Here is a 20122-nt window from a genome sequence, read left to right on the forward strand (position 1 = left end):
CCGCCCCCGGGTCAAATCGGTACGGGCGCTCCGCGCCACCGCCTTCGGTGCCCCCCTTGAACCCGCCGGAGCGCCCGCCCCCGGTGCCGCCACGACGAGCACGATCGGATGCCGAGCCGCCACCCTGGGTGTTGCGTGGTCGATCCGAGCGTCCGCCCCCGGAGCCGTACGACGACGACGAGGACCTGGAGCCGGAACCACCGCCACGGCCGGCAGACCGCGGACGGCCGCCGCTACTGCCTCGACCGGGTTGGTTTCGTCCCTCGCCTGCCGGGCCGCGCTCGTCACTCACCCCTTAAGTCTGCCGTGGCGGCCACGCCGGACGCAAAACCCTGCGTACGCAAAACACCCCCGTGTTGACCATTGCTGGCCACCACGGGGGTGTTTATAAAGTCCGGCGACGTCCTACTCTCCCACAGGGTCCCCCCTGCAGTACCATCGGCGCTGAGCAGCTTAGCTTCCGGGTTCGGAATGGAGCCGGGCGTTTCCCGCTCGCCATGATCACCGTAACAACTATGGAGTTTTGATCGGAGTTCCCGACCGTTGCTCGGGAACCGCACAGTGGACGCGTAGCACCTTTGTAGGAAACAAGCCCTCGGCCTATTAGTATCGGTCAGCTCCATGCATTGCTGCACTTCCACATCCGACCTATCAACCCGGTGGTCTTCCGGGGGCCTTACCAGATTAACTCTGTGGGAACCCTCATCTTGAGACGTGCTTCCCGCTTAGATGCTTTCAGCGGTTATCACTTCCAAACGTAGCCAACCAGCCGTGCTCTTGGCAGAACAACTGGCACACCAGAGGTTTGTCCGTCCCGGTCCTCTCGTACTAAGGACAGCCTCTCTCAAGATTCCTACGCGCGCAGCGGATAGGGACCGAACTGTCTCACGACGTTCTAAACCCAGCTCGCGTGCCGCTTTAATGGGCGAACAGCCCAACCCTTGGGACCGACTCCAGCCCCAGGATGCGACGAGCCGACATCGAGGTGCCAAACCATGCCGTCGCTATGGACGCTCGGGCAAGATCAGCCTGTTATCCCCGGGGTACCTTTTATCCGTTGAGTGACGGCGCTTCCACGTGCCACCGTCAGATCACTAGTCCCGACTTTCGTCCCTGCTTGAGGTGTCCCTCTCACAGTCAAGCTCCCTTGTGCACTTACACTCAAAACCTGATTGCCAACCAGGCTGAGGGAACCTTTGGGCGCCTCCGTTACATTTTGGGAGGCGACCGCCCCAGTCAAACTACCCATCAGGCACTGTCCCTGATCCAGATAATGGACCTAGGTTAGATATCCAGAACGACCAGAGTGGTATTTCAACGGCGACTCCACACGAACTGGCGTCCATGCTTCAAAGTCTCCCACCTATCCTACACAAGTCGTACCGAACACCAATACCAAACTATAGTAAAGGTCCCGGGGTCTTTCCGTCCTGCTGCGCGTAACGAGCATCTTTACTCGTAGTGCAATTTCGCCGAGTTCGTGGTGGAGACAGCGCCCAAATCGTTACTCCATTCGTGCAGGTCGGAACTTACCCGACAAGGAATTTCGCTACCTTAGGATGGTTATAGTTACCACCGCCGTTTACTGGGGCTTAAGTTCAGTGCTTCGGTTGCCCTAACACTTCCCCTTAACCTTCCAGCACCGGGCAGGAGTCAGTCCGTATACATCGTCTTTCAACTTGGCACGGACCTGTGTTTTTAGTAAACAGTCGCTTGGGCCTGGTCTCTGCGACCCTCAATGCTCAGGCAGCAAGTGCCTTCACAAATCAGGTCCCCCTTATCCCGAAGTTACGGGGGTATTTTGCCGAGTTCCTTCACCACGATTCTCTCGATCGCCTTGGTATTCTCTACCTATCCACCTGTGTCGGTTTAGGGTACGGGCGGCTAACAACTCGCTCACGAAGATTTTCTAGGCAGCATAGGATCACCCACTTCAGGAGCCGTAGCTCCAAAAGGCATCATGTCTCAGGCACGTGAGGTGCGGATTTGCCTACACCTCGCCCTACGCACTTACCCCGGGACAACCATCGCCCGGGATGGGCTACCTTCCTGCGTCCCTCCGCAGCTTGCCTAATACAGTCGTGGGTCGCAGACTCAAACCGGCTTGGACCGAAGTCCGCCGCCGGCTCTTGCGTGCTTAGCATTGACTGCCTCGGCAGGGTCGTTGTTTCGCCGGTACGGGAATATCAACCCGTTGTCCATCGACTACGCCTGTCGGCCTCGCCTTAGGTCCCGACTTACCCAGGGCAGATTAGCTTGACCCTGGAACCCTTGGATATTCGGCGGACGGGTTTCTCACCCGTCATTCGCTACTCATGCCTGCATTCTCACTCGTGTGCTCTCCACGGCTGGGTCACCCCGCCGCTTCACAGCGCACACGACGCTCCCCTACCCATCCGTGCACCTGGACCACGAAGGCCTGGTTATGGCACGAATGACACAGCTTCGGCGGATTGCTTGAGCCCCGCTAAATTGTCGGCGCAGAATCACTTGACCAGTGAGCTATTACGCACTCTTTCAAGGGTGGCTGCTTCCAAGCCAACCTCCTGGTTGTCTGTGCAACTCCACATCCTTTTCCACTTAGCAATCTCTTGGGGGCCTTAGCTGGTGTTCTGGGCTGTTTCCCTCTCGACTATGAAGCTTATCCCCCACAGTCTCACTGCCGCGCTCTCACTTACCGGCATTCGGAGTTTGGCTGATTTCGGTAAGCTTGTGGGCCCCCTAGACCATCCAGTGCTCTACCTCCGGTAAGAAACGCGCGACGCTGCACCTATATGCATTTCGGGGAGAACCAGCTATCACGTAGTTTGATTGGCCTTTCACCCCTATCCACAGCTCATCCCCTCGGTTTTCAACCCAAGTGGGTTCGGGCCTCCACGACGTCTTACCGTCGCTTCACCCTGGCCATGGATAGATCACTACGCTTCGGGTCTAGAGCACGCGACTATGTCGCCCTATTCGGACTTGCTTTCGCTACGGCTTCCCCACACGGGTTAACCTCGCCACGTACCACTAACTCGCAGGCTCATTCTTCAAAAGGCACGCCGTCACCCTTGCAGGCTCCGACGGATTGTAGGCAATCGGTTTCAGGTACTATTTCACTCCCCTCCCGGGGTACTTTTCACCTTTCCCTCACGGTACTTGTCCGCTATCGGTCATCAAGGAGTATTTAGGCTTAACGGGTGGTCCCGCCCAGATTCATGCGGAATTTCAGGGGTTCCGCATTACTTGGGGTGACGCACGAGAGAGAGCGGCTTACGTCTACAGGGGTGTTACCTTCTGTGCCGGAACTTCCCAGAGTCCTTCGACTTCAACGCTCTTTTCTTACTCTCTGACCAGATGACAGCCCGGTCTGTGCGGCCCCACTACCCCCAACATGCAACGCCTGTCAGCTATCACACATGCTGGGTTTGGCCTCTTCCGCGTTCGCTCGCCACTACTTACGGAATCACGGTTGTTTTCTTTTCCTGTGGGTACTGAGATGTTTCACTTCCCCACGTTCCCTCCAACTACCCTATGTGTTCAGGTAGAGGTCGCCGGACATTACTCCGGTTTCTTTCGAGGTTTCCCTATTCGGAGATCCACGGATCGAAGCTTGTTTACCAACTCCCCGTGGCTTATCGCAGGTTACAACGTCCTTCATCGGCTCTTGATGCCAAGGCATCCACCGATTGCCCTTAGTAGCTTGTTATTTCACTACAAAGATGCTCGCGTCCACTGTGCAGTTCTCAAGAAACGGGCGGGCCCAGTTCGGTCGCCGGCGCCAGGCCGGTGATCTCAGCTGGTCCGCAAGAAGGCGTTGCTGACGCAACCGACCCTTCAGGACCCAACAGCGTGCTCTCAGGCGTCACTCACAGCGTCGGTGTTCCACTCCTCATACGAGGTTGTACTGACGAGCTGATCGCTCGGCTTCAAGTCAATGTTCCACTTAGTAGCCTGCTGGTCTCACGGACGTTCGCCGTGAAAGACCCAGCGCTTGGACGAGCTGATTAGTTCTCGCCAATGGCTCCTTAGAAAGGAGGTGATCCAGCCGCACCTTCCGGTACGGCTACCTTGTTACGACTTAGTCCTAATTACCGGTCCCACCTTCGACGGCTCCCTCCACAAGGGTTGGGCCACCGGCTTCGGGTGTTACCGACTTTCATGACTTGACGGGCGGTGTGTACAAGGCCCGGGAACGTATTCACCGCAGCATTGCTGATCTGCGATTACTAGCGACTCCGACTTCATGGGGTCGAGTTGCAGACCCCAATCCGAACTGAGACTGGCTTTATGGGATTCGCTCCACCTTGCGGTATTGCAGCCCTTTGTACCAGCCATTGTAGCATGTTTCAAGCCCTAGACTTAAGGGGCATGATGACTTGACCTCATCCCCACCTTCCTCCGAGTTGACCCCGGCAGTCTCCTATGAGTTCCCGGCATTACCCGCTGGCAACATAGGACGAGGGTTGCGCTCGTTGCGGGACTTAACCCAACATCTCACGACACGAGCTGACGACAGCCATGCACCACCTGTATACCGACCTTGCGGGGCACCTGTCTCCAGATGTTTCCGGTATATGTCAAACCTAGGTAAGGTTCTTCGCGTTGCATCGAATTAATGAACATGCTCCGCCGCTTGTGCGGGCCCCCGTCAATTCCTTTGAGTTTTAGCCTTGCGGCCGTACTCCCCAGGCGGGGCACTTAATGCGTTAGCTACGGCACGGAGAACGTGGAATGTTCCCCACACCTAGTGCCCACCGTTTACGGCGTGGACTACCAGGGTATCTAAGCCTGTTTGCTCCCCACGCTTTCGCTCCTCAGCGTCAGTTAATGTCCAGAGAACCGCCTTCGCCACTGGTGTTCCTCCTGATATCTGCGCATTCCACCGCTCCACCAGGAATTCCGTTCTCCCCTACATTCCTCAAGTCTGCCCGTATCGAAAGCAGGCTCGGGGTTGAGCCCCGAGTTTTCACTTCCGACGCGACAGACCGCCTACGAGCTCTTTACGCCCAATAATTCCGGACAACGCTCGCACCCTACGTATCACCGCGGCTGCTGGCACGTAGTTAGCCGGTGCTTCTTCTGCAGGTACCGTCAGTTTCGTCCCTGCTGAAAGCGGTTTACAACCCGAAGGCCGTCATCCCGCACGCGGCGTTGCTGCGTCAGGCTTTCGCCCATTGCGCAATATTCCCCACTGCTGCCTCCCGTAGGAGTCTGGGCCGTATCTCAGTCCCAGTGTGGCCGGTCGCCCTCTCAGGCCGGCTACCCGTCGTCGCCTTGGTGAGCCGTTACCTCACCAACAAGCTGATAGGCCGCGAGCCCATCCTTGACCGTCGGAGCTTTCCAACCTCTCAGATGCCTGTGAGGTTCATATCCGGTATTAGCAGCTGTTTCCAACTGTTATCCCAGTGTCAAGGGTAGGTTGCTCACGTGTTACTCACCCGTTCGCCACTGATCAGAAGAGCAAGCTCTTCGTCACCGTTCGACTTGCATGTGTTAAGCACGCCGCCAGCGTTCGTCCTGAGCCAGGATCAAACTCTCCGTTGAAAATTTTCAGCACGGCCGGAGCCGTAAAGCTGATCAAGGATTGTTTGACACTGACAGGATCCATTGCTGGATCTATCAATAATCAAAGGAATCTCGTCGTGTGAGGCGAGCCCCACACGGACGGGATGTTCGTTCGCACACCCTGCGTGAGGGTGTACTTTCATTGACTTTCAAGCACGCTGTTGAGTTCTCAAGTTTCGGGTGCGCACCGCGCTTTGGCCTCTCGACCGCCGCTTGGGGCAACTCGACATACTTTACTAGGGCTTGTGCTCGGTGTCAAACTGAGCTATCTTGCCCTTTCCACCCCGCGACAGGCACCGGGTCTTGGTGGCTCCTGGCATGGAGGCACACCGTTCCCGTACTGGTTTGGGTTGGGTTGGCCTTCCGATTCGGCCGGCCTGGATCTCTCCTGGCCGTCCGTGTCACCGAGAAGGCTTGGTAAACATTACGGAGTTCGGCGCAGCGGGTCAAATCGACCATGACGCCCGGGCGTGTCGACTGCTTGGCTAGGGGTTTTGCTCATTACGCCACGGTGACGGCCCCCACCGTCCGTCGGCCGCGGCGCAGCACCACCACACCGCCCGGCAGCACGTCGTCGGCGGTGAGTTGCGCGTTGGCGTCGATGACCTTGGTGTTGTTCAGGTAGGCGCCACCCTCGGCGATCGCCCGTCGGGCGGCCGACTTGCTGGCCACCACACCCGAGGCCTCGAGCGCGTCCACCACGCTGGGCAACTCCCCCGTCGGCAAGGCCGCTGCACCCAGTTCCTTGGCAACCGCAAGCAGGGTGTCTGCCGAGAGCTGGGCCAGCTCTCCCCGTCCGAAGATGGCCTGGGCAGCCTCGTTGGCGGCCTCGCGCTCGGCCGGCGAATGCACCAGGTCGGTGATGTCGTCGGCCAGGGAGTGCTGGGCGATGCGCAGGTGTGGCGCCTCGGCGCTGCGTGCCGCGATGTCGTCGATCTCGTCGCGCGGACGCTCTGAGAACACCTTGAGGTAGTCGACCACCTTGGCGTCTTCGGCGTTGAGGAAGAACTGGTGGAACGCGTACGGCGAGGTCATCGCCGCATCGAGCCACACCGTTCCCGACTCGGTCTTGCCGAACTTGGTGCCGTCGGCTTTGGTCAGCAGCGGGGTGGCCAGCGCGTGCACTCTGGCCCCCTCGCTGCGGCGGATGAGTTCCACGCCCGCGGTGATGTTGCCCCACTGGTCGGAGCCGCCGGTTTGCATGGTGCAGCCGTGGCGCCGGAAAAGCTCCCGGTAGTCCAGCGACTGCAGCAGCACGTAGCTGAACTCGGTGTAGCTGATGCCCGACTCCAGCCGCGCCTTGACGACCTCGCGGTCGAGCATGCGGTTCACCGGGAAGTGCTTGCCGACGTCCCGCAGAAAGTCGAGGGTGGACAGATCGGCGGTCCAGTCGTAGTTGTTGGCCAGAATGGCGCCGTTGGTGCCGTCGAACGAGATCAGCCGGCTGACCTGTTCACGGATGCGCTCCACCCACGTGGCGACCTGTTCCTTGGGGTTCATGGTGCGCTCGCCGGCCTGCTTGGGGTCGCCGATCAGACCGGTACTGCCGCCGACCAGCAGAATCGGACGGTGCCCGGCCCGCTGCATGGCCCGGGCCAGCATGATCTGCACCAGGTTGCCCATGTGGATGCTGGGTGCGGTGGGGTCGAAGCCCACGTAGAAGGTGACCGGACCTTCGGCGAGGTGGGCGCGCAGGGCGTCCGCGTCGGTGGAGTGCGCGATCAGCCCACGCCAGGTCAACTCGTCGAATACGTCGGTCACGGTGGGCAAGCTTAACGGTGGTTGCCCTGGCTGCCCGCGGCCGGCAGGCGGTGCGGGACGGTCGGCGTCCCCCCGGGCAGCAGCGACCGGGCACCGGTGGCCCTTGCCGACGACCTGCGACGGGCCAGGCGCTCCCGCCGCCCAGTCATGCCGTCATGAGGTCAACGAAGCGCCGGTTGCACGTCTTCGAGCAGGATGCGCAGCAGCTCGTCGGCGTGCTCGAAGGCGACCGAGTGCCCGGCGTTCGCGATGTCGTACCAGCGCTTGCTCGGCGCATCCAGAGCATCGAACCACTCCCGGGCCGGCTGGGTGCGGCCGCGCAACTCATGGTCGCCGGCCAGGATGTACACCGGCACCTGCAGCCGGGTCGCGTCGCGGCGCAGATCGATGTCTTGCAGCTGCGGATACAGCACGGCGAAGCTGTCCAGCAGGCCACGCAGCACGTTGATCTTCTCGACCGGCGCATACTCCGAGCCCAGCACCCCGTAGGGTCCGACACCGCTGGCGGCTCCGCGGCGCAGGTAGCCGGCGGGCGGTGTGTAGGCACCTTCGATCAGCCCGTAGTGGCTCATGATCGTGGCGTAATCGAAGACATTGCGGTACGGCGGTGGGCCCATCGCGGCAAGCCGGGCCACCAGCTCACCGTTGCCGGTGCCCATTGCGTGCGTCACCAGGTCGGCATAGATCAGCCGGTCGGTCGCCAGCGGGGCGACCATCTGGCCGCTGCCCAGGAACGCGTGGAACAACTCCGGCGCCTGGCTGACCGCCATGATGCCCAGCAGGCTTCCCCAGGACTCACCCAGTAGGTACACCTTCGGCCCGCCGTAGCGGTCGATCAGCCAGCGCGCCAGCTCAACGGTGTCCGAAACAGCCCGCTGCCGGGTGTGTGTGGCGACGTCCAGGGCCGGGTAGGACTTTCCGGCGCCGCGCTGGTCCCAACCCACCACCAGGAAGTCGCGGGTCAACGGCTCCAGCAGCACCCGTGAGAAGGCCAGGTCACTCTGGCCCGGTCCGCCGCTGAGGTAGAGCAGAACCGGCAGGTCGGCGCTGGCTCCCCGGACCTGGATCCACTGTTGCTCGCCGCCGAGGTCCACCGTGATCAGCTCGCTGACCGAGCCCGGGATCGGCCGCCCGTCGGCGGTGGTCAGAGCAGGGGACGATGCCTGGAGCGCCAACGATCCAGCCACCAGCGCGAGCGCCGCGGTGACCGCGGTCAGGCCGATCGGGCGACGTGATCGGGACCGTGTGGCCCAGGCCGCACCCACCGCGATCGCGGTGCCGCCCAGTAGCCATGGCAGCACCCGGCCCAGGACGTAGGCGAGGGGACCGAAGGCGGAACCGAGCTCGAGCGGGCCGGTGGACGGCAGGCCGGCGCGGGTCCGGATGAGCTCGAAGGCGACCAGATAGCCGGCCGGCGCGGCCAGCATCGACCACCGGGATCGGCTGACGACGCCGGTGAGGATGCCGATCGCGACCCCACCCGCGATCAAGGCCAGGCTCCCGGAGGCGGTCACCGGCCCGCGCGGCTGCAGCACACCGACGGCCAGCCCGGCGACACCGCCGCCGGCAAGGGCCACCAAGGCCCTGACCCAGGCGTGAGCGGTGGTACGCGTCCTCGCGACAGGTACCGTTCCGGGACTGCGTCCGGCCGAGGTGCCCGGCCGGGGCGACGGATCGTCCATGGGCGCCGTCGAAGCGCTCGGACGTTGCGGTTGGTTCGGTTTGATGCTCATGACTTCAGGGTGCGCCGCAGGTCGGCCGTACCGCGTCGGGCCGGCGCCCGGTTCCTGGCGCCATACCCGGGTCGCACCCGGGTGCAGAGGTCATTCCCGGGATGGACGCCGCTGTCATTCCGCAGATCGTTGTGAGGTCCGTACAGCCCGGATAGCTTGCCAGGATGAGGACCTGGCACGACCTGCAGCAGTTGGACGCCGAGCGTCCTTGGCTGCTGGATTGCGGGCTCGCCCTCGGCATCGCCTCCGCCGCCATGCTCTCGGCCGGCACGGCCGCCACGCCGCTGCAGCTGGGCCTGATCGTCGCCATCTCAGCCGGCTACGCGCTGCGCCGCAGAGCGCCGCTGCCCGTGCTGGTCGTCTCCGGGGCGCTGGTGGCAACGATGATCGCGCTGGGCTACACCACCGCGGTGATCGGCGCCGGGCTCTTCCTCGCCGCCTACACGGTGGCCGCGCACCGCCCGCTGCGGACGACGCTGATCGGCGCCGGCTACTGTCTCACCGTGCTCGTGGCGATCGCCGCGGCCTTTCCGGAACGGATGCCGTGGGAGGGGTTCGGCACCAACGTCGCCCTGTTCGTCGGTGCGTTCACGCTGGGCCGCGCCGGCCAACTGCACCGCCGCACCGCCCGGTTGGAGGCGGAGCGGGCCGAACTGGCGTCATGGAAGCAACAGGAGGAGACCCGGCACGCCGTCACCCAGGAGCGGTTGCGCATCGCCCGGGAGCTGCACGACGTGGTGGGTCACTCGCTCGGCGTGATCGCCCTGCAGGCCGGCGTCTGCGCCCGGATCGTGGACTCCGATCCCGCAGAGGCGCGTTCGGGACTGCTGGCCATCGCCGAGCGCAGTCGCAGCTCGCTGCGCGAGGTGCGACACATCCTCAGCGCCATTCGCGAGACGGACGAGCCCGACTGCCCGGCGCCGGGGCTGGCCGACACCCACACCCTGTTCTCCGGGTTCTCCGACGCCGGCCTGCGGCTCGAGGTGGAACGTCTCGGCGAGCCGTGGCCGCTGCCCACCGCTCTCGACCACACCGCCTACCGGGTGGTGCAGGAGGCGCTCACGAACGTGGTCCGGCACGCCGGCACCGACCGCGCCTGGGTGCGGATCCGGTTCGAACCTGACCGGCTCGAGTTGCGGATCCGTGACCACGGTGTGGGTGCCGCGGGGCCGGAGGCCGCCGGTCTGGCCGGCATGCGCGAGCGGGTGGGTGCCTGGGGCGGGCGGCTGACGGCCGGCCCGATCGAGGGCGGCGGGTACGAGGTGGTTGCGATGCTGCCGAGAGATGGGGACGACCGGTGATCCGGGTGCTGCTGGCCGATGATGAAGCGCTCATCCGCAGCGGACTGGCCGTGCTGTTGCGACACGAGCCCGGGTTCGAGGTGGTGGGCTCGGCCGCGGACGGGCTCAGCGCCGTCCGACTGGCGCACGAGCAGCGCCCCGATGTGGTGCTGATGGACGTCCGGATGCCGGGCATCGACGGCATCGAGGCGACCCGGCGGCTGGTCGCCGACCCGGCGACGGCATCGGTCCGGGTCCTGATCCTGACCACCTTCGACCACGACGCGAACGTGTTCGCCGCGCTGCACGCCGGAGCAAGCGGCTTTCTGCCCAAGGACACCGAGCCGGATCGGCTGCTGGAGGCCATCCGGGTCGTCGCCGGTGGTGAGGCGCTGCTGGCGCCGCGGGCCACGCGCCGGCTGATCGAGCAGTTCCGCCGGACCACTCCCCCGGCGACGCCTTCGGTCGCACTGGACGAGGCGCTCACTCCGCGCGAACTCGAGGTCCTTCCAGCGATCGCCGCCGGGTTGTCGAATGCAGAGATCGCCGACCGGTTCAGCATCAGCTACGCCACCGCGAAGACGCACGTCAGCCGGCTGCTGACCAAGCTGGATGTGCGGGATCGCGCCCAATTGGTGATCATCGCCTACGAGTACGGCGTGGTGCGGCCGGGAGCTGGGTGAGCACGAACGTCGCACCGCACCACGTTGCACGGGTTTGGATTCGTTGCTCGTGTTTGAACGGTGCAACGAATCCAAAGGTGTGCAACGTCCCGGACGGCCGTGAATAGCGAGGATGCCCGCTGGATAGGGTGACGCGGTGACCGATCTGAGCGCCGTGCAGCGCCGCACCATCGCCGTTTTGTCGGTGGGTCAGGTGCTGGGCGGAATCAGTTTCGGCGCCACGGTTTCGCTCGGTGCGGTGCTGGCTGCGCACCTGTCGGGCAGCGACGCGTTGTCGGGCCTCGCCACCGCGGCGATCACGCTCGGCACGGCGCTCACGGCGGTGCCGCTGGCGGCGCTGGCCAGGCGATGGGGTCGGCGGCCCGCGCTCGCCACCGGCATGACGGTGGCCCTGGTGGGCGTGGGGCTGGTGATCGCCGCGGTCGCGGGGCACGCGTTCCCCCTGCTGTTGACCGGATTCGTGCTGATCGGAGCGGGGCAGGCGGCCAACTTGCAGTCCCGCTTCGCGGCCGCCGACCTGGCCACGGACGCCTCGCGCGGCCGCGACCTGTCGATCGTGGTGTGGACGACCACCATCGGTGCCGTGTTGGGCCCCAACCTGGTGGGCCCGGGCGAAGTTGTGGGAGCTGCGGTGGGCATGCCGCCGCTCACCGGGGCATATGTGTTCACGGTCGTGGCCCAGCTCGCGGGCATCGTGTTGTACCTGGTGGCGCTGCGGCCCGACCCGCTGCTGCTGGCGCAGCGGGTGGTGGCGGCGCATGACGCGGCGGCGGCACGAATCGCATGCGCGGATCGTCCGGTGGCGGCCCGCTACGCGACGGTGGCGATCGTGGGTGCGCACGGCGTGATGGTGTCGATCATGGCGATGACGCCGGTGCATCTGCTGCACCACGGGGCCACGCTCACCATCGTGGGGCTGACGATCAGCCTGCACATCGCGGGCATGTACGGGTTGTCGCCGGTGTTCGGGCTGCTCGCCGATCGCTGGGGTCGGGTGCCGACGATCGTGCTGGGGTACGCGATTCTGGCCGGGTGCATGGCGGTGATCGCCTTCGGGCAGCACGACACGGCGGCGGTGACCATCGCCCTCGTGCTGCTGGGTCTGGGTTGGAGCGCGGCGACCGTGGCGGGGTCCACGTTACTGACCGAAGCGTCGGCCGAAGCCGTCCGAACCCAGCGGCAGGGGCGCAACGATTTCATGATGAGCCTGGTCGCGGCAGTGGGCGCCACCGGCGCTGGCGCCGTGTTGAACTCGATCGGATTCGCCGGGTTGGCGCTGACCACCGTGCCGATTCTGCTGGCGGTCGTGGTGTTGGCGCCGCTGGGACGGCGGTGAGAACGTCCGCGGCCCTCCTGAGTCGGCAACCGATGCCGGCATCGGTGCTTGCTGCCCTGATGAGTCTGAGGTGCCACGTTATTTCCCGGCACCAGAAAGCTGACCCGGCGCCACTGATCGATGCCGGCATCGGTTCCGGTCACGCCAGAGATTCCGGCGTCCGCCGGCATAACGGAAGTGCCCGCCGCACTGACGAGCGGTCGCCCGCCGCCCTACGCGTCGGGGCGTTCCGCCGTCCAGTAACCGATGGGTTGGGATTCGCCCTGAGATGGGACGGGTGCCGTCGGCAGCCAGTCGTTGATCGAGTCGATGGCGTCGTTGACCTCGCGCAGTTGCTGTTCCACCGCGGCCTGCGCGGTGCCGCCGCGGGCGTTTCTGGACGCGATCGAGCCGGCCACGCTGAGCACGCTCAACACCTCGGGGGTCAGTCGCTCATCGATGGACGGCAGGTCGGCGGCCGTCAGGTCGGTGAGTTCCATGCCACGGGCCTCGCAGTAGCGCACGGCCGCGCCAGAGATCTCGTGAGCCTGCGCGAACGGCACCCGTTGCCGCACGAGCCAGTCGGCCACGTCGGTGGCCAGCGAGAATCCGCGCGGCGCCAGCTCGGCCATGCGGTCGGTGTGAAACGTGAGCGTCTCGATCATGCCGGCCATCGCCGGCAGCACCACCCGCAGCTGGTCGAGGGAGTCGAACACCGGCTCCTTGTCTTCTTGTAGGTCGCGGTTGTAGGCCAGCGGCAGGCCTTTCAGCGTGGCCAACAGGCCGGTCAGGTTGCCGATCAGCCGTCCGGCCTTGCCGCGGGCCAGTTCGGCGACGTCGGGATTCTTCTTCTGCGGCATGATCGACGATCCGGTCGACCAGGCGTCGTCGAGGGTGACGAAGCCGAACTCGACGGTCGACCACAGGATCACCTCTTCGGCGATGCGCGACAGGTCGACCCCGATCATGGCCAGCACGAACGCCGCCTCGGCCACCAGGTCGCGGGCCGCCGTGCCGTCGATCGAGTTGGGCACCGAGCCGTTGAAGCCGAGTTCGGCGGCCACCAGTTCGGGGTCGAGGCCAAGCGACGTGCCGGCCAGCGCGGCCGACCCGTACGGCGAAAAGGCGAGCCGCCGGTCGAGATCCTGGATGCGCCCGAAGTCACGCAGCAACGGCCAGGCGTGCGCCAGCAGGTGATGGCTGAGCAGCACCGGCTGGGCCGACTGCAGGTGGGTGCGGCCGGGCATCGGGGCGCCCAGATGGGTGCGCGCCTGCTCATACAGCGCGACCACCACCAGTTGGACGCCCTCGGCCACCACCCGCAGCTCGTCCCGCAGGTACAGCCGGATCAGGGTGGCGATCTGGTCGTTGCGCGACCGGCCGGCGCGCAGCCGTCCACCCAGTTCGGGGCCCACCCGTTCGATCAGGCCCCGTTCGAGCGAGCCGTGCACGTCTTCGTCGGTGGCGGCGGCGGTGTAGGCGCCCGAGACCACATCGGCCTCGAGCGCGTCGATGCCGGCCAGCATCGCGGCCAGCTCGTCGTCGGTCAGCAGCCCGGCCGACGCCAGTGCCTTGGCGTGCGCCCGCGAGCCGGCCAGGTCATGCCGGGCGAGTCGCCAGTCGAAGTGCGTCGACACCGACAGCGCGAACATTGCATCGGCCGGGCCGCCCGCGAAGCGGCCGCCCCAGAGCCGTCCCTGGGCGGTGGGGTCGGGGTCTCGACCAGCGGTCGCGTCGGTCATCTCACTCCGTTCGTGGGTTGTGGCTCATGGCCAGCATGGTTTCGGCCAGTCTGCTGCCGCCGGCCGGGTCGCGGGTGATCACCGCGATGGTGTCGTCGCCGGCGATCGTGCCCAGCACCTCGGGCAGCGCCACCCGGTCGATGGCCGAGGCGAAGAACTGCGCGGCGCCGGGCGGGGTGCGCAGCACCGCGAGATTGGCCGAACCCTCGGCCGACACCAACAACTCCGCGCAGAGCCGCGACAGTCGCACCGTTGCCGTCGAATCACTCGCGCGCTCGGCGGCCAGCAGCGCATAGCCGAGGTCGCCGTCGCCCTGCCGCACCCGGACCGCACCCACGTCGACCAGATCCTTGCTCAGCGTGCCCTGGGTGACCACGACCCCCTCGGCCGCCAGCAACTGCACCAGCTCGGTCTGCGACCGCACGCTCTGCCTGGTGATCAACTCGACGATGCGGGCCTGTCGCGCGGTCTTGGTCTGCGGGGTGCGTTGCTCGGTCATACCGAGTCCAGCAGGCCGGGCAGCGCAGCGACGAACCGGTCGAGTTCGGCGTCGGGAACGATCAAGGGTGGCGCCAGCCGCACCACGGTGGGCCGCGGGGCGTTGATCACGAAACCGGCGGCCAACGCGGCGTCGGCCACCGCGGGCGCGATCGGTTCGGTGAGCACCACGCCGCGCAGCAGCCCGCGGCCGCGCACGTGGTCGATGCGCGGGTGGCCGAGTGCCGTGATCGAAGCGGCGAGCCGCTCCCCCGCCTCGTGGACGCGCTGCAGCAGCCCGTCGCGCTCGATGATGCCGAGCACGGCCAGCCCGGCGGCCGCGCCCACCGGGTTGCCGCCGAACGTGGTGCCGTGCGAGCCGGGGCCGAGCAGGGTGGCCGCCGGGCCGGTGGCCACGCAGGCGCCGATCGGAAACCCGTTGCCGAGACCCTTGGCGAAGGTGACGATGTCACCGGTCACCCCGGACGCGCTGCTGGCCAGCCAGTCGCCGCAGCGCCCGATGCCGGTCTGCACCTCGTCGATCCACAGCAGCGCGCCGACCGCGCTGGTCAGTTCACGCACCTTCGCCAGGTAGCCCGCCGGTGGTTCGACGACCCCGTTCTCGCCCTGGATCGGTTCGAGAATGACGGCTGCCACGGTGTCGTCCAAGACCTCGGCGAGGGCGGCCTCGTCGCCGTAGGGTACGAACGTGACGTCGCCGGGCAGCGGTTCGAACGGCTCGCGATAGGCGGGGTTGCTGGTCAGCGCCAGCGCGCCGAGGCTGCGGCCGTGAAACGAGCCGTCCATGGCGATCAGCCGGGTGCGGCCGGTGCGGCGGGTGATCTTGAACCCGGCCTCGTTGGCCTCGGTGCCCGAGTTGGTGAAGAACACCCGGGCGGGCAGGCCGGGGGCGTTGGCGGTGACCAGGGCGTCCAGCTTCTCGGCGAGCGCGATCTGGGTGGGTGTGGCGAAGAAGTTCGACACGTGGCCCAGCGTCGACAACTGCGCCGAGATGGCGCCGATCACCTGCGGGTGCGCGTGGCCGAGCGAGTTGACCGCCAGCCCGGCGAGCAGGTCGAGGTAGCGGTTGCCGTCGGCGTCCCACAGGTGCACACCCTCGCCGCGCACGAACACGCGCTTGGGTGGGCCGAAGGTGTTCATGACCGACCCGGTGTACTGGCTGGTGAGCTCGGCCTGCGCGCCGACCGGCGGCGTGAGGGTCATGAGTCAGCTCCGGCAGACTCGGCCGGCGGGGTCTCGACAGGCTCGACCAACGGAGCGGGGGTCTCGACACGCTCGACCGACTGCGTGTCGTCGTCCGGCACGATCATCGTGCCCAGCCCCTCGCTGGTGAAGATCTCGAGCAGCAGGCTGTGCGGCACCCGTCCGTCGATGATCGTGGCCCGGTCGACGCCACCCTGCACGGCCTGCAGGCAGGCCTCCATCTTGGGGATCATGCCCGCCTCGAGGCTGGGCAGCAGCGCCTTGAGTTCGGTGCTGGAGATGCGGGCGATGACCTCGGAACTGGCCGGCCAGTCGGCGTACAACCCCTCGACATCGGTGAGCACCACCAACCGCTCGGCGTTCAGCGCCACCGCGAGCGCCCCGGCGGCGGTGTCGGCGTTCACGTTGTGCACGTTGCCGTCTTCGTCGGGAGCGACGGTGGCGATCACCGGAATGCGGCCGGCGTCGATCAGGTCGAGCACCGTCTCGGGACGCACCTGGGTGACCTCGCCGACCAGGCCGATGTCGTGCTCCTCGCCGTCGATGGTGACGCCCCGGCGGGTGGCGGTGAACAGCCCGGCGTCTTCACCCGACAGGCCGACCGCGAGGGGGCCGTGGGCGTTGAGCAGGCCGACGAGTTCGCGTCCCACCTGCCCCACGAGCACCATGCGCACCACGTCCATGGCCTCGGGCGAGGTGACTCGCAGCCCGCCCTTGAACTCGGACGTGATGCCCAGCCGGCCCAGCATCGACGAGATCTGCGGCCCGCCGCCGTGCACCACCACTGGCTTCAGCCCGCAGCGGCGTAGGAACACGATGTCGTCGGCGAAGGCGCGCTTGAGGCCGTCGTTGATCATCGCGTTGCCGCCGTACTTGACCACGATCACGCTGCCGACGTACCGCTCGAGCCACGGCAGCGCCTCGATCAGGGTTTCGGCCTTGGCGATGACCCGCGCCGCGGTCTCCCGCGAGCGGGTGGTGGGGGTCATGTGGAGTACTCCGCGTTCTCTTTGACGTAGTCGTAGGTGAGATCGTTAGTCCAGATGGTGGCCGTCGCCTCGCCCGCATGCAGGTTGACGTCGACCACCACGTCGCGGCCCGTGAGGTCGACTTCGGCGCGGTCGGCGCCGAGCTGTCCGTCCACGAAGACACCGATTCCGTTGAACGAGACGTCGACATGGTCGGGATCGAACTCGGCGGCCACGGTGCCGGCGGCGGCCAGCACCCGACCCCAGTTGGGGTCGTTGCCGAACACGGCGCACTTGAACAGGTTGCTGCGAGCGATCGCGCGGGCCACCGCCAGCGCGTCGGCCTCGGACGCGGCCCCGGCCACGGTGACCTCGATGTCGTGCGAACTGCCCTCGGAGTCGGCCAGCAGTTGCATGGCGAGCGAGTGACAGACGCCGGTGAGCGCCTCGGTGAACTCCTCGGGGTCGGCGGCCTCGCCGGACGCCCCGCTGGCCAGCAGCATCACCGTGTCGTTGGTCGACATGCAGCCGTCGGAGTCGGTGCGGTCGAAGGTGAACGAGGTGGCGGTGGTGAGGGCGCTCGCCAGGTCGTCGGCCGCGACCACGGCGTCGGTGGTGATCACCACGAGCATGGTGGCCAGGGCGGGGGCGAGCATGCCCGCGCCCTTCGCCATGCCGCCGATCGCCCAGTGGTGCGGCGAGTGGTACTCGGCCGTCTTGGGCACGGTGTCGGTGGTCATGATCGCCTCGGCGGCGGCCGGGCCGCCCTCGTCGGACAGGTCCTGGGTGGCGAGCTCGATGCCGGCCAGCACCCTATCCATGGGCAGTCGGACGCCGATCAGCCCGGTGGAGCAGACCGCCACGTCGGTGACGTCGGCGCCGATCGCCTCGGCCGTCCATTCGGCCATCTGCCGGGCGTCTGCCAGGCCGGCGCGTCCGGTGCAGGCGTTGGCGCCGCCCGAGTTGAGCACGACGGCGGCGAGCCGTCCGTCGGCGGCGGCGTCGCGCGACCACAGCACTGGGGCGGCCTTGAACGCGTTGCTGGTGAACACGGCGGCGGCGTGGGCGTCGGGGCCGTTGTTGACCACGAGGGCCAGGTCGGGGCGTCCGGACGCCTTGATGCCGGCGGTGACGCCGGCCGCGGTGAAGCCCTTGGGGGTGGTGACGCTCACGGTGCTACTCCGATCGTGGTGAGGCCGGTGTGTTCGGGCAGGCCGCGGGCCAGGTTCATCGACTGAACGGCCGCGCCCGCGGTGCCCTTGACCAGATTGTCGATCGCGCAGATCGCGACCAGGCGTTCGGCACGCTGGTCGACGGTGACCTGCACCAGAGCGGTGTTGGCGCCCAGGGTGGCGGCCGTGCTCGGCCACTGGCCCTCGGGCAGCAGGTGGACGAACGCCTCGTGGGCGTAGGCCTGTTGCCAGGCCTCGCGGATGGTCGCGGGATCGGTACCGGGAGCCAGCCGGGCCGTGCAGGTGGCGAGAATGCCGCGGGCCATCGGCACCAGGGTGGGGGTGAAGCTAATCCGAATCTGGTCGCCGCGGCTCTTGCCGAGGTTCTGCTCGATCTCGGGAATATGCCGGTGCACGCCGCCGACGCCGTACGGGCTGGCCGACCCGTGGATCTCGGAGGCCAGCAGGTGCGGCTTGAGCGATTTGCCGGCCCCGCTGACGCCGTTGGCCAGCACCGCGACCAGGTCGGTGGGCTCGATCAGGCCGGCCGCGATGCCGGGCGCGAGCGCGAACGTGACCGCGGTGACGTTACAGCCGGGCACTGCGATGCGGGTGGCGGTGCGCAGGTGGTCGCGCTGTTTGGCGCCCTCGGCCAGGAGCAGTTCGGGCATGCCGTAGGTCCAGGTGCCGGGGTGCTCGCCCCCGTAGTAGGTCGTCCAGGCCTCCGCGGATTCGAGCCGGTGGTCGGCGCCCAGATCGATCAACATCGAATCGGGCGAGGCTTCGGCCAGTTGTGCGGCGATCTCGCCCGAGGTGCCGTGCGGCAGCGCGAGAACGATCACGTCGTGGCCGGCCAGGCTGTCAACGGTGGTGTCGAGTACGTCCGCGTCGGCCAGCGGCAGCAGGTGCGGCTGGTGTTGGCCCAGCTTCGAACCGGCGCTCGACTTGGCGGTGAGGTTGCCGATCGTGACGCCCGGGTGCTGCAGGAGCAGCCGGAGCACCTCGCCCCCGGCGTACCCGGTGCAGCCCGACACGGCGATCCGAAGGGTCATGGGCATTACTATGCCGCACAAGGAATGATTATTCCATTCGGAACCGGTCGCCGAGACTCAGCCCGTGATCGACTTTGGAGCTCGTGCGGATCTGCGACAACGTGGCGTACACCGGCTTTCGCCGGAATGACGGCGTCCCAGCCGGCCGGTGTACTGCTCAGCTCAGCATTCTGTTGCGCTGTCGCCGGCATGACGGCGTCGCCCGCTGGCCGTACTCAGATCTGGTCGACCAGTTCGTGCACGCCGTTGAGGATTTGGTTGGGACGGAAGGGGTACGTCGCCACGTCGGCCTCGGTGGTCAGCCCGGTGAGCACCAGCACGGTGTGCAGGCCCGCCTCCATGCCGGCCACGATGTCGGTGTCCATACGGTCGCCGATCATCGCGGTGGTCTCGGAGTGCGCCTCGATGCGACGCATCGCCGAGCGGAACATCATCGGGTTCGGCTTGCCCACCACGTAGGGCTGGCGGTTGGTCGCCGCGGTGATCATCGCCGCCACGGCACCGGCCGCGGGCAGCAGCCCGTCCTTGCTGGGGCCGGTGGTGTCGGGGTTGGTCACGATGAACCGCGACCCGTTGCTGATCAGCCGGATCGCCTTGGTGATCGCCTCGAACGAGAAGGTGCGGGTCTCGCCCAGCACCACGAAGTCGGGGTCGTCGTCGGTGAGCACGAAGCCCGCGTCGTGCAACGCGAACGTCAGCCCCGCCTCGCCGATCACGTAGGCGGTCTTGTCGCCCGGCTGGGTCTTCAGAAACGCGCCGGTGGCCATGGCTGAGGTCCAGATGTTGTCTTGCGGAATGCGCAGGCCCGACCGCTTCAACCGCGCCGACAGGTCACGCGGCGTGAACAGGGAGTTGTTGGTGAGCACCAGGAACCGTTTCGAGGTGTCGACCCAGCGCTGGATCAGTTCGGCCGCCCCGGGCAGCGCCTGTTCTTCATGAACCAGCACGCCGTCCATGTCGGTCAGCCAGCATTCAATGTTACGAGCTTTGCTCATACCACCATTCTGCCTTATTAGTTGAAATGACTACAAAATTTGGACGCGTGCTCCCTGCGTCCGCTCCGTCGAGTCACCGAGTCGCCCAGCGAACCCGTGCTCACGGGTGATGACGCTGGATGCCAACGTAGCTGCCTTTCTGACACATCGCTGCCTGCGTGCGGGCAGCG

General features: G+C 66.2%; 12 protein-coding genes and 3 rRNA genes. 3 read left to right on the forward strand and 12 right to left on the reverse strand.

All coding sequences use genetic code 11. The features are described from left to right. Positions 1-392: 392 nt before the first annotated feature. From rrf to MPLG2_RS08035, 5 genes are all read right to left on the reverse strand, one after another. Positions 393-509: ribosomal RNA gene (gene rrf / locus MPLG2_RS08015) — 5S ribosomal RNA — on the reverse strand. 74 nt (positions 510-583) lie between these two features. Next, a 23S ribosomal RNA gene (locus tag MPLG2_RS08020) occupies positions 584-3691 on the reverse strand. A gap of 323 nt (positions 3692-4014) precedes the next feature. Further along, positions 4015-5529 (reverse strand): 16S ribosomal RNA (locus tag MPLG2_RS08025). Together the 16S, 23S and 5S rRNA genes form the textbook arrangement of a ribosomal RNA operon. 522 nt (positions 5530-6051) lie before the next feature. Further along, positions 6052-7311 (reverse strand): tyrosine--tRNA ligase, encoded by a 1260-nt coding sequence (gene tyrS, locus MPLG2_RS08030; RefSeq protein ID WP_105185677.1) that lies wholly within the window; start codon positions 7309-7311, stop codon positions 6052-6054. 161 nt (positions 7312-7472) lie between these two features. Next, positions 7473-9044, reverse strand: coding sequence for an alpha/beta fold hydrolase (locus tag MPLG2_RS08035; RefSeq protein WP_105185678.1), 1572 nt, complete (start codon positions 9042-9044; stop codon positions 7473-7475). A 164-nt stretch (positions 9045-9208) separates the two neighbouring features. Here MPLG2_RS08035 and MPLG2_RS08040 point away from each other — a divergent pair, with 164 nt between their 5' ends. The 3 genes from MPLG2_RS08040 (at position 9209) to MPLG2_RS08050 (ending at position 12343) form a co-directional block, all read left to right on the forward strand. After that, a complete protein-coding gene (locus MPLG2_RS08040) occupies positions 9209-10345 on the forward strand; it encodes a sensor histidine kinase (protein WP_105185679.1) in 1137 nt (378 codons plus the stop codon). Beyond that, the gene (locus MPLG2_RS08045; protein WP_105185680.1) at positions 10342-11007 is read left to right on the forward strand and encodes a response regulator; all 666 of its coding nucleotides are present in this window, start codon (positions 10342-10344) and stop codon (positions 11005-11007) included. The genes MPLG2_RS08040 and MPLG2_RS08045 overlap by 4 nt, the downstream gene beginning before the upstream one ends. A 136-nt stretch (positions 11008-11143) precedes the next feature. After that, positions 11144-12343, forward strand: a complete 1200-nt coding sequence (locus MPLG2_RS08050) for an MFS transporter (RefSeq protein ID WP_105185681.1) — start codon at positions 11144-11146, stop codon at positions 12341-12343. A 212-nt stretch (positions 12344-12555) separates the two neighbouring features. Here the strand turns inward: MPLG2_RS08050 and argH are convergent, their stop codons facing one another. From argH to MPLG2_RS08085, 7 genes are all read right to left on the reverse strand, one after another. Continuing rightward, positions 12556-14064: an argininosuccinate lyase gene (gene argH, locus MPLG2_RS08055; protein ID WP_105185682.1), complete on the reverse strand. Its 1509-nt coding sequence runs from the start codon at positions 14062-14064 to the stop codon at positions 12556-12558. A gap of 1 nt (position 14065) precedes the next feature. After that, a complete protein-coding gene (locus MPLG2_RS08060; protein WP_105185683.1) occupies positions 14066-14563 on the reverse strand; it encodes an arginine repressor in 498 nt (165 codons plus the stop codon). Next, a complete protein-coding gene (locus MPLG2_RS08065; RefSeq protein WP_105185684.1) occupies positions 14560-15765 on the reverse strand; it encodes an acetylornithine transaminase in 1206 nt (401 codons plus the stop codon). Before MPLG2_RS08065 ends, MPLG2_RS08060 begins: the two co-directional genes overlap by 4 nt. Beyond that, entirely contained in the window at positions 15762-16754 is a 993-nt protein-coding gene (gene argB / locus MPLG2_RS08070; protein ID WP_105185685.1) for an acetylglutamate kinase, read from the reverse strand. Before argB ends, MPLG2_RS08065 begins: the two co-directional genes overlap by 4 nt. Further along, positions 16751-17905, reverse strand: a complete 1155-nt coding sequence (argJ, locus tag MPLG2_RS08075) for a bifunctional glutamate N-acetyltransferase/amino-acid acetyltransferase ArgJ (protein WP_105185686.1) — start codon at positions 17903-17905, stop codon at positions 16751-16753. Before argJ ends, argB begins: the two co-directional genes overlap by 4 nt. Beyond that, on the reverse strand, positions 17902-18957 hold the full coding sequence (argC, locus tag MPLG2_RS08080; protein WP_197710120.1) for an N-acetyl-gamma-glutamyl-phosphate reductase: 1056 nt from the start codon (positions 18955-18957) through the stop codon (positions 17902-17904). The genes argJ and argC overlap by 4 nt, the downstream gene beginning before the upstream one ends. 215 nt (positions 18958-19172) lie before the next feature. Next, positions 19173-19952 carry an HAD-IIA family hydrolase gene (locus tag MPLG2_RS08085; protein WP_105185688.1) on the reverse strand — a complete coding sequence of 260 codons (780 nt, stop codon included), beginning with the start codon at positions 19950-19952 and terminating at the stop codon, positions 19173-19175. Between the last annotated feature and the right edge of the window lie 170 nt (positions 19953-20122).

Origin of the sequence: Micropruina glycogenica (assembly GCF_900289045.1) — a bacterium.
Lineage (GTDB): Bacteria > Actinomycetota > Actinomycetes > Propionibacteriales > Propionibacteriaceae > Micropruina > Micropruina glycogenica.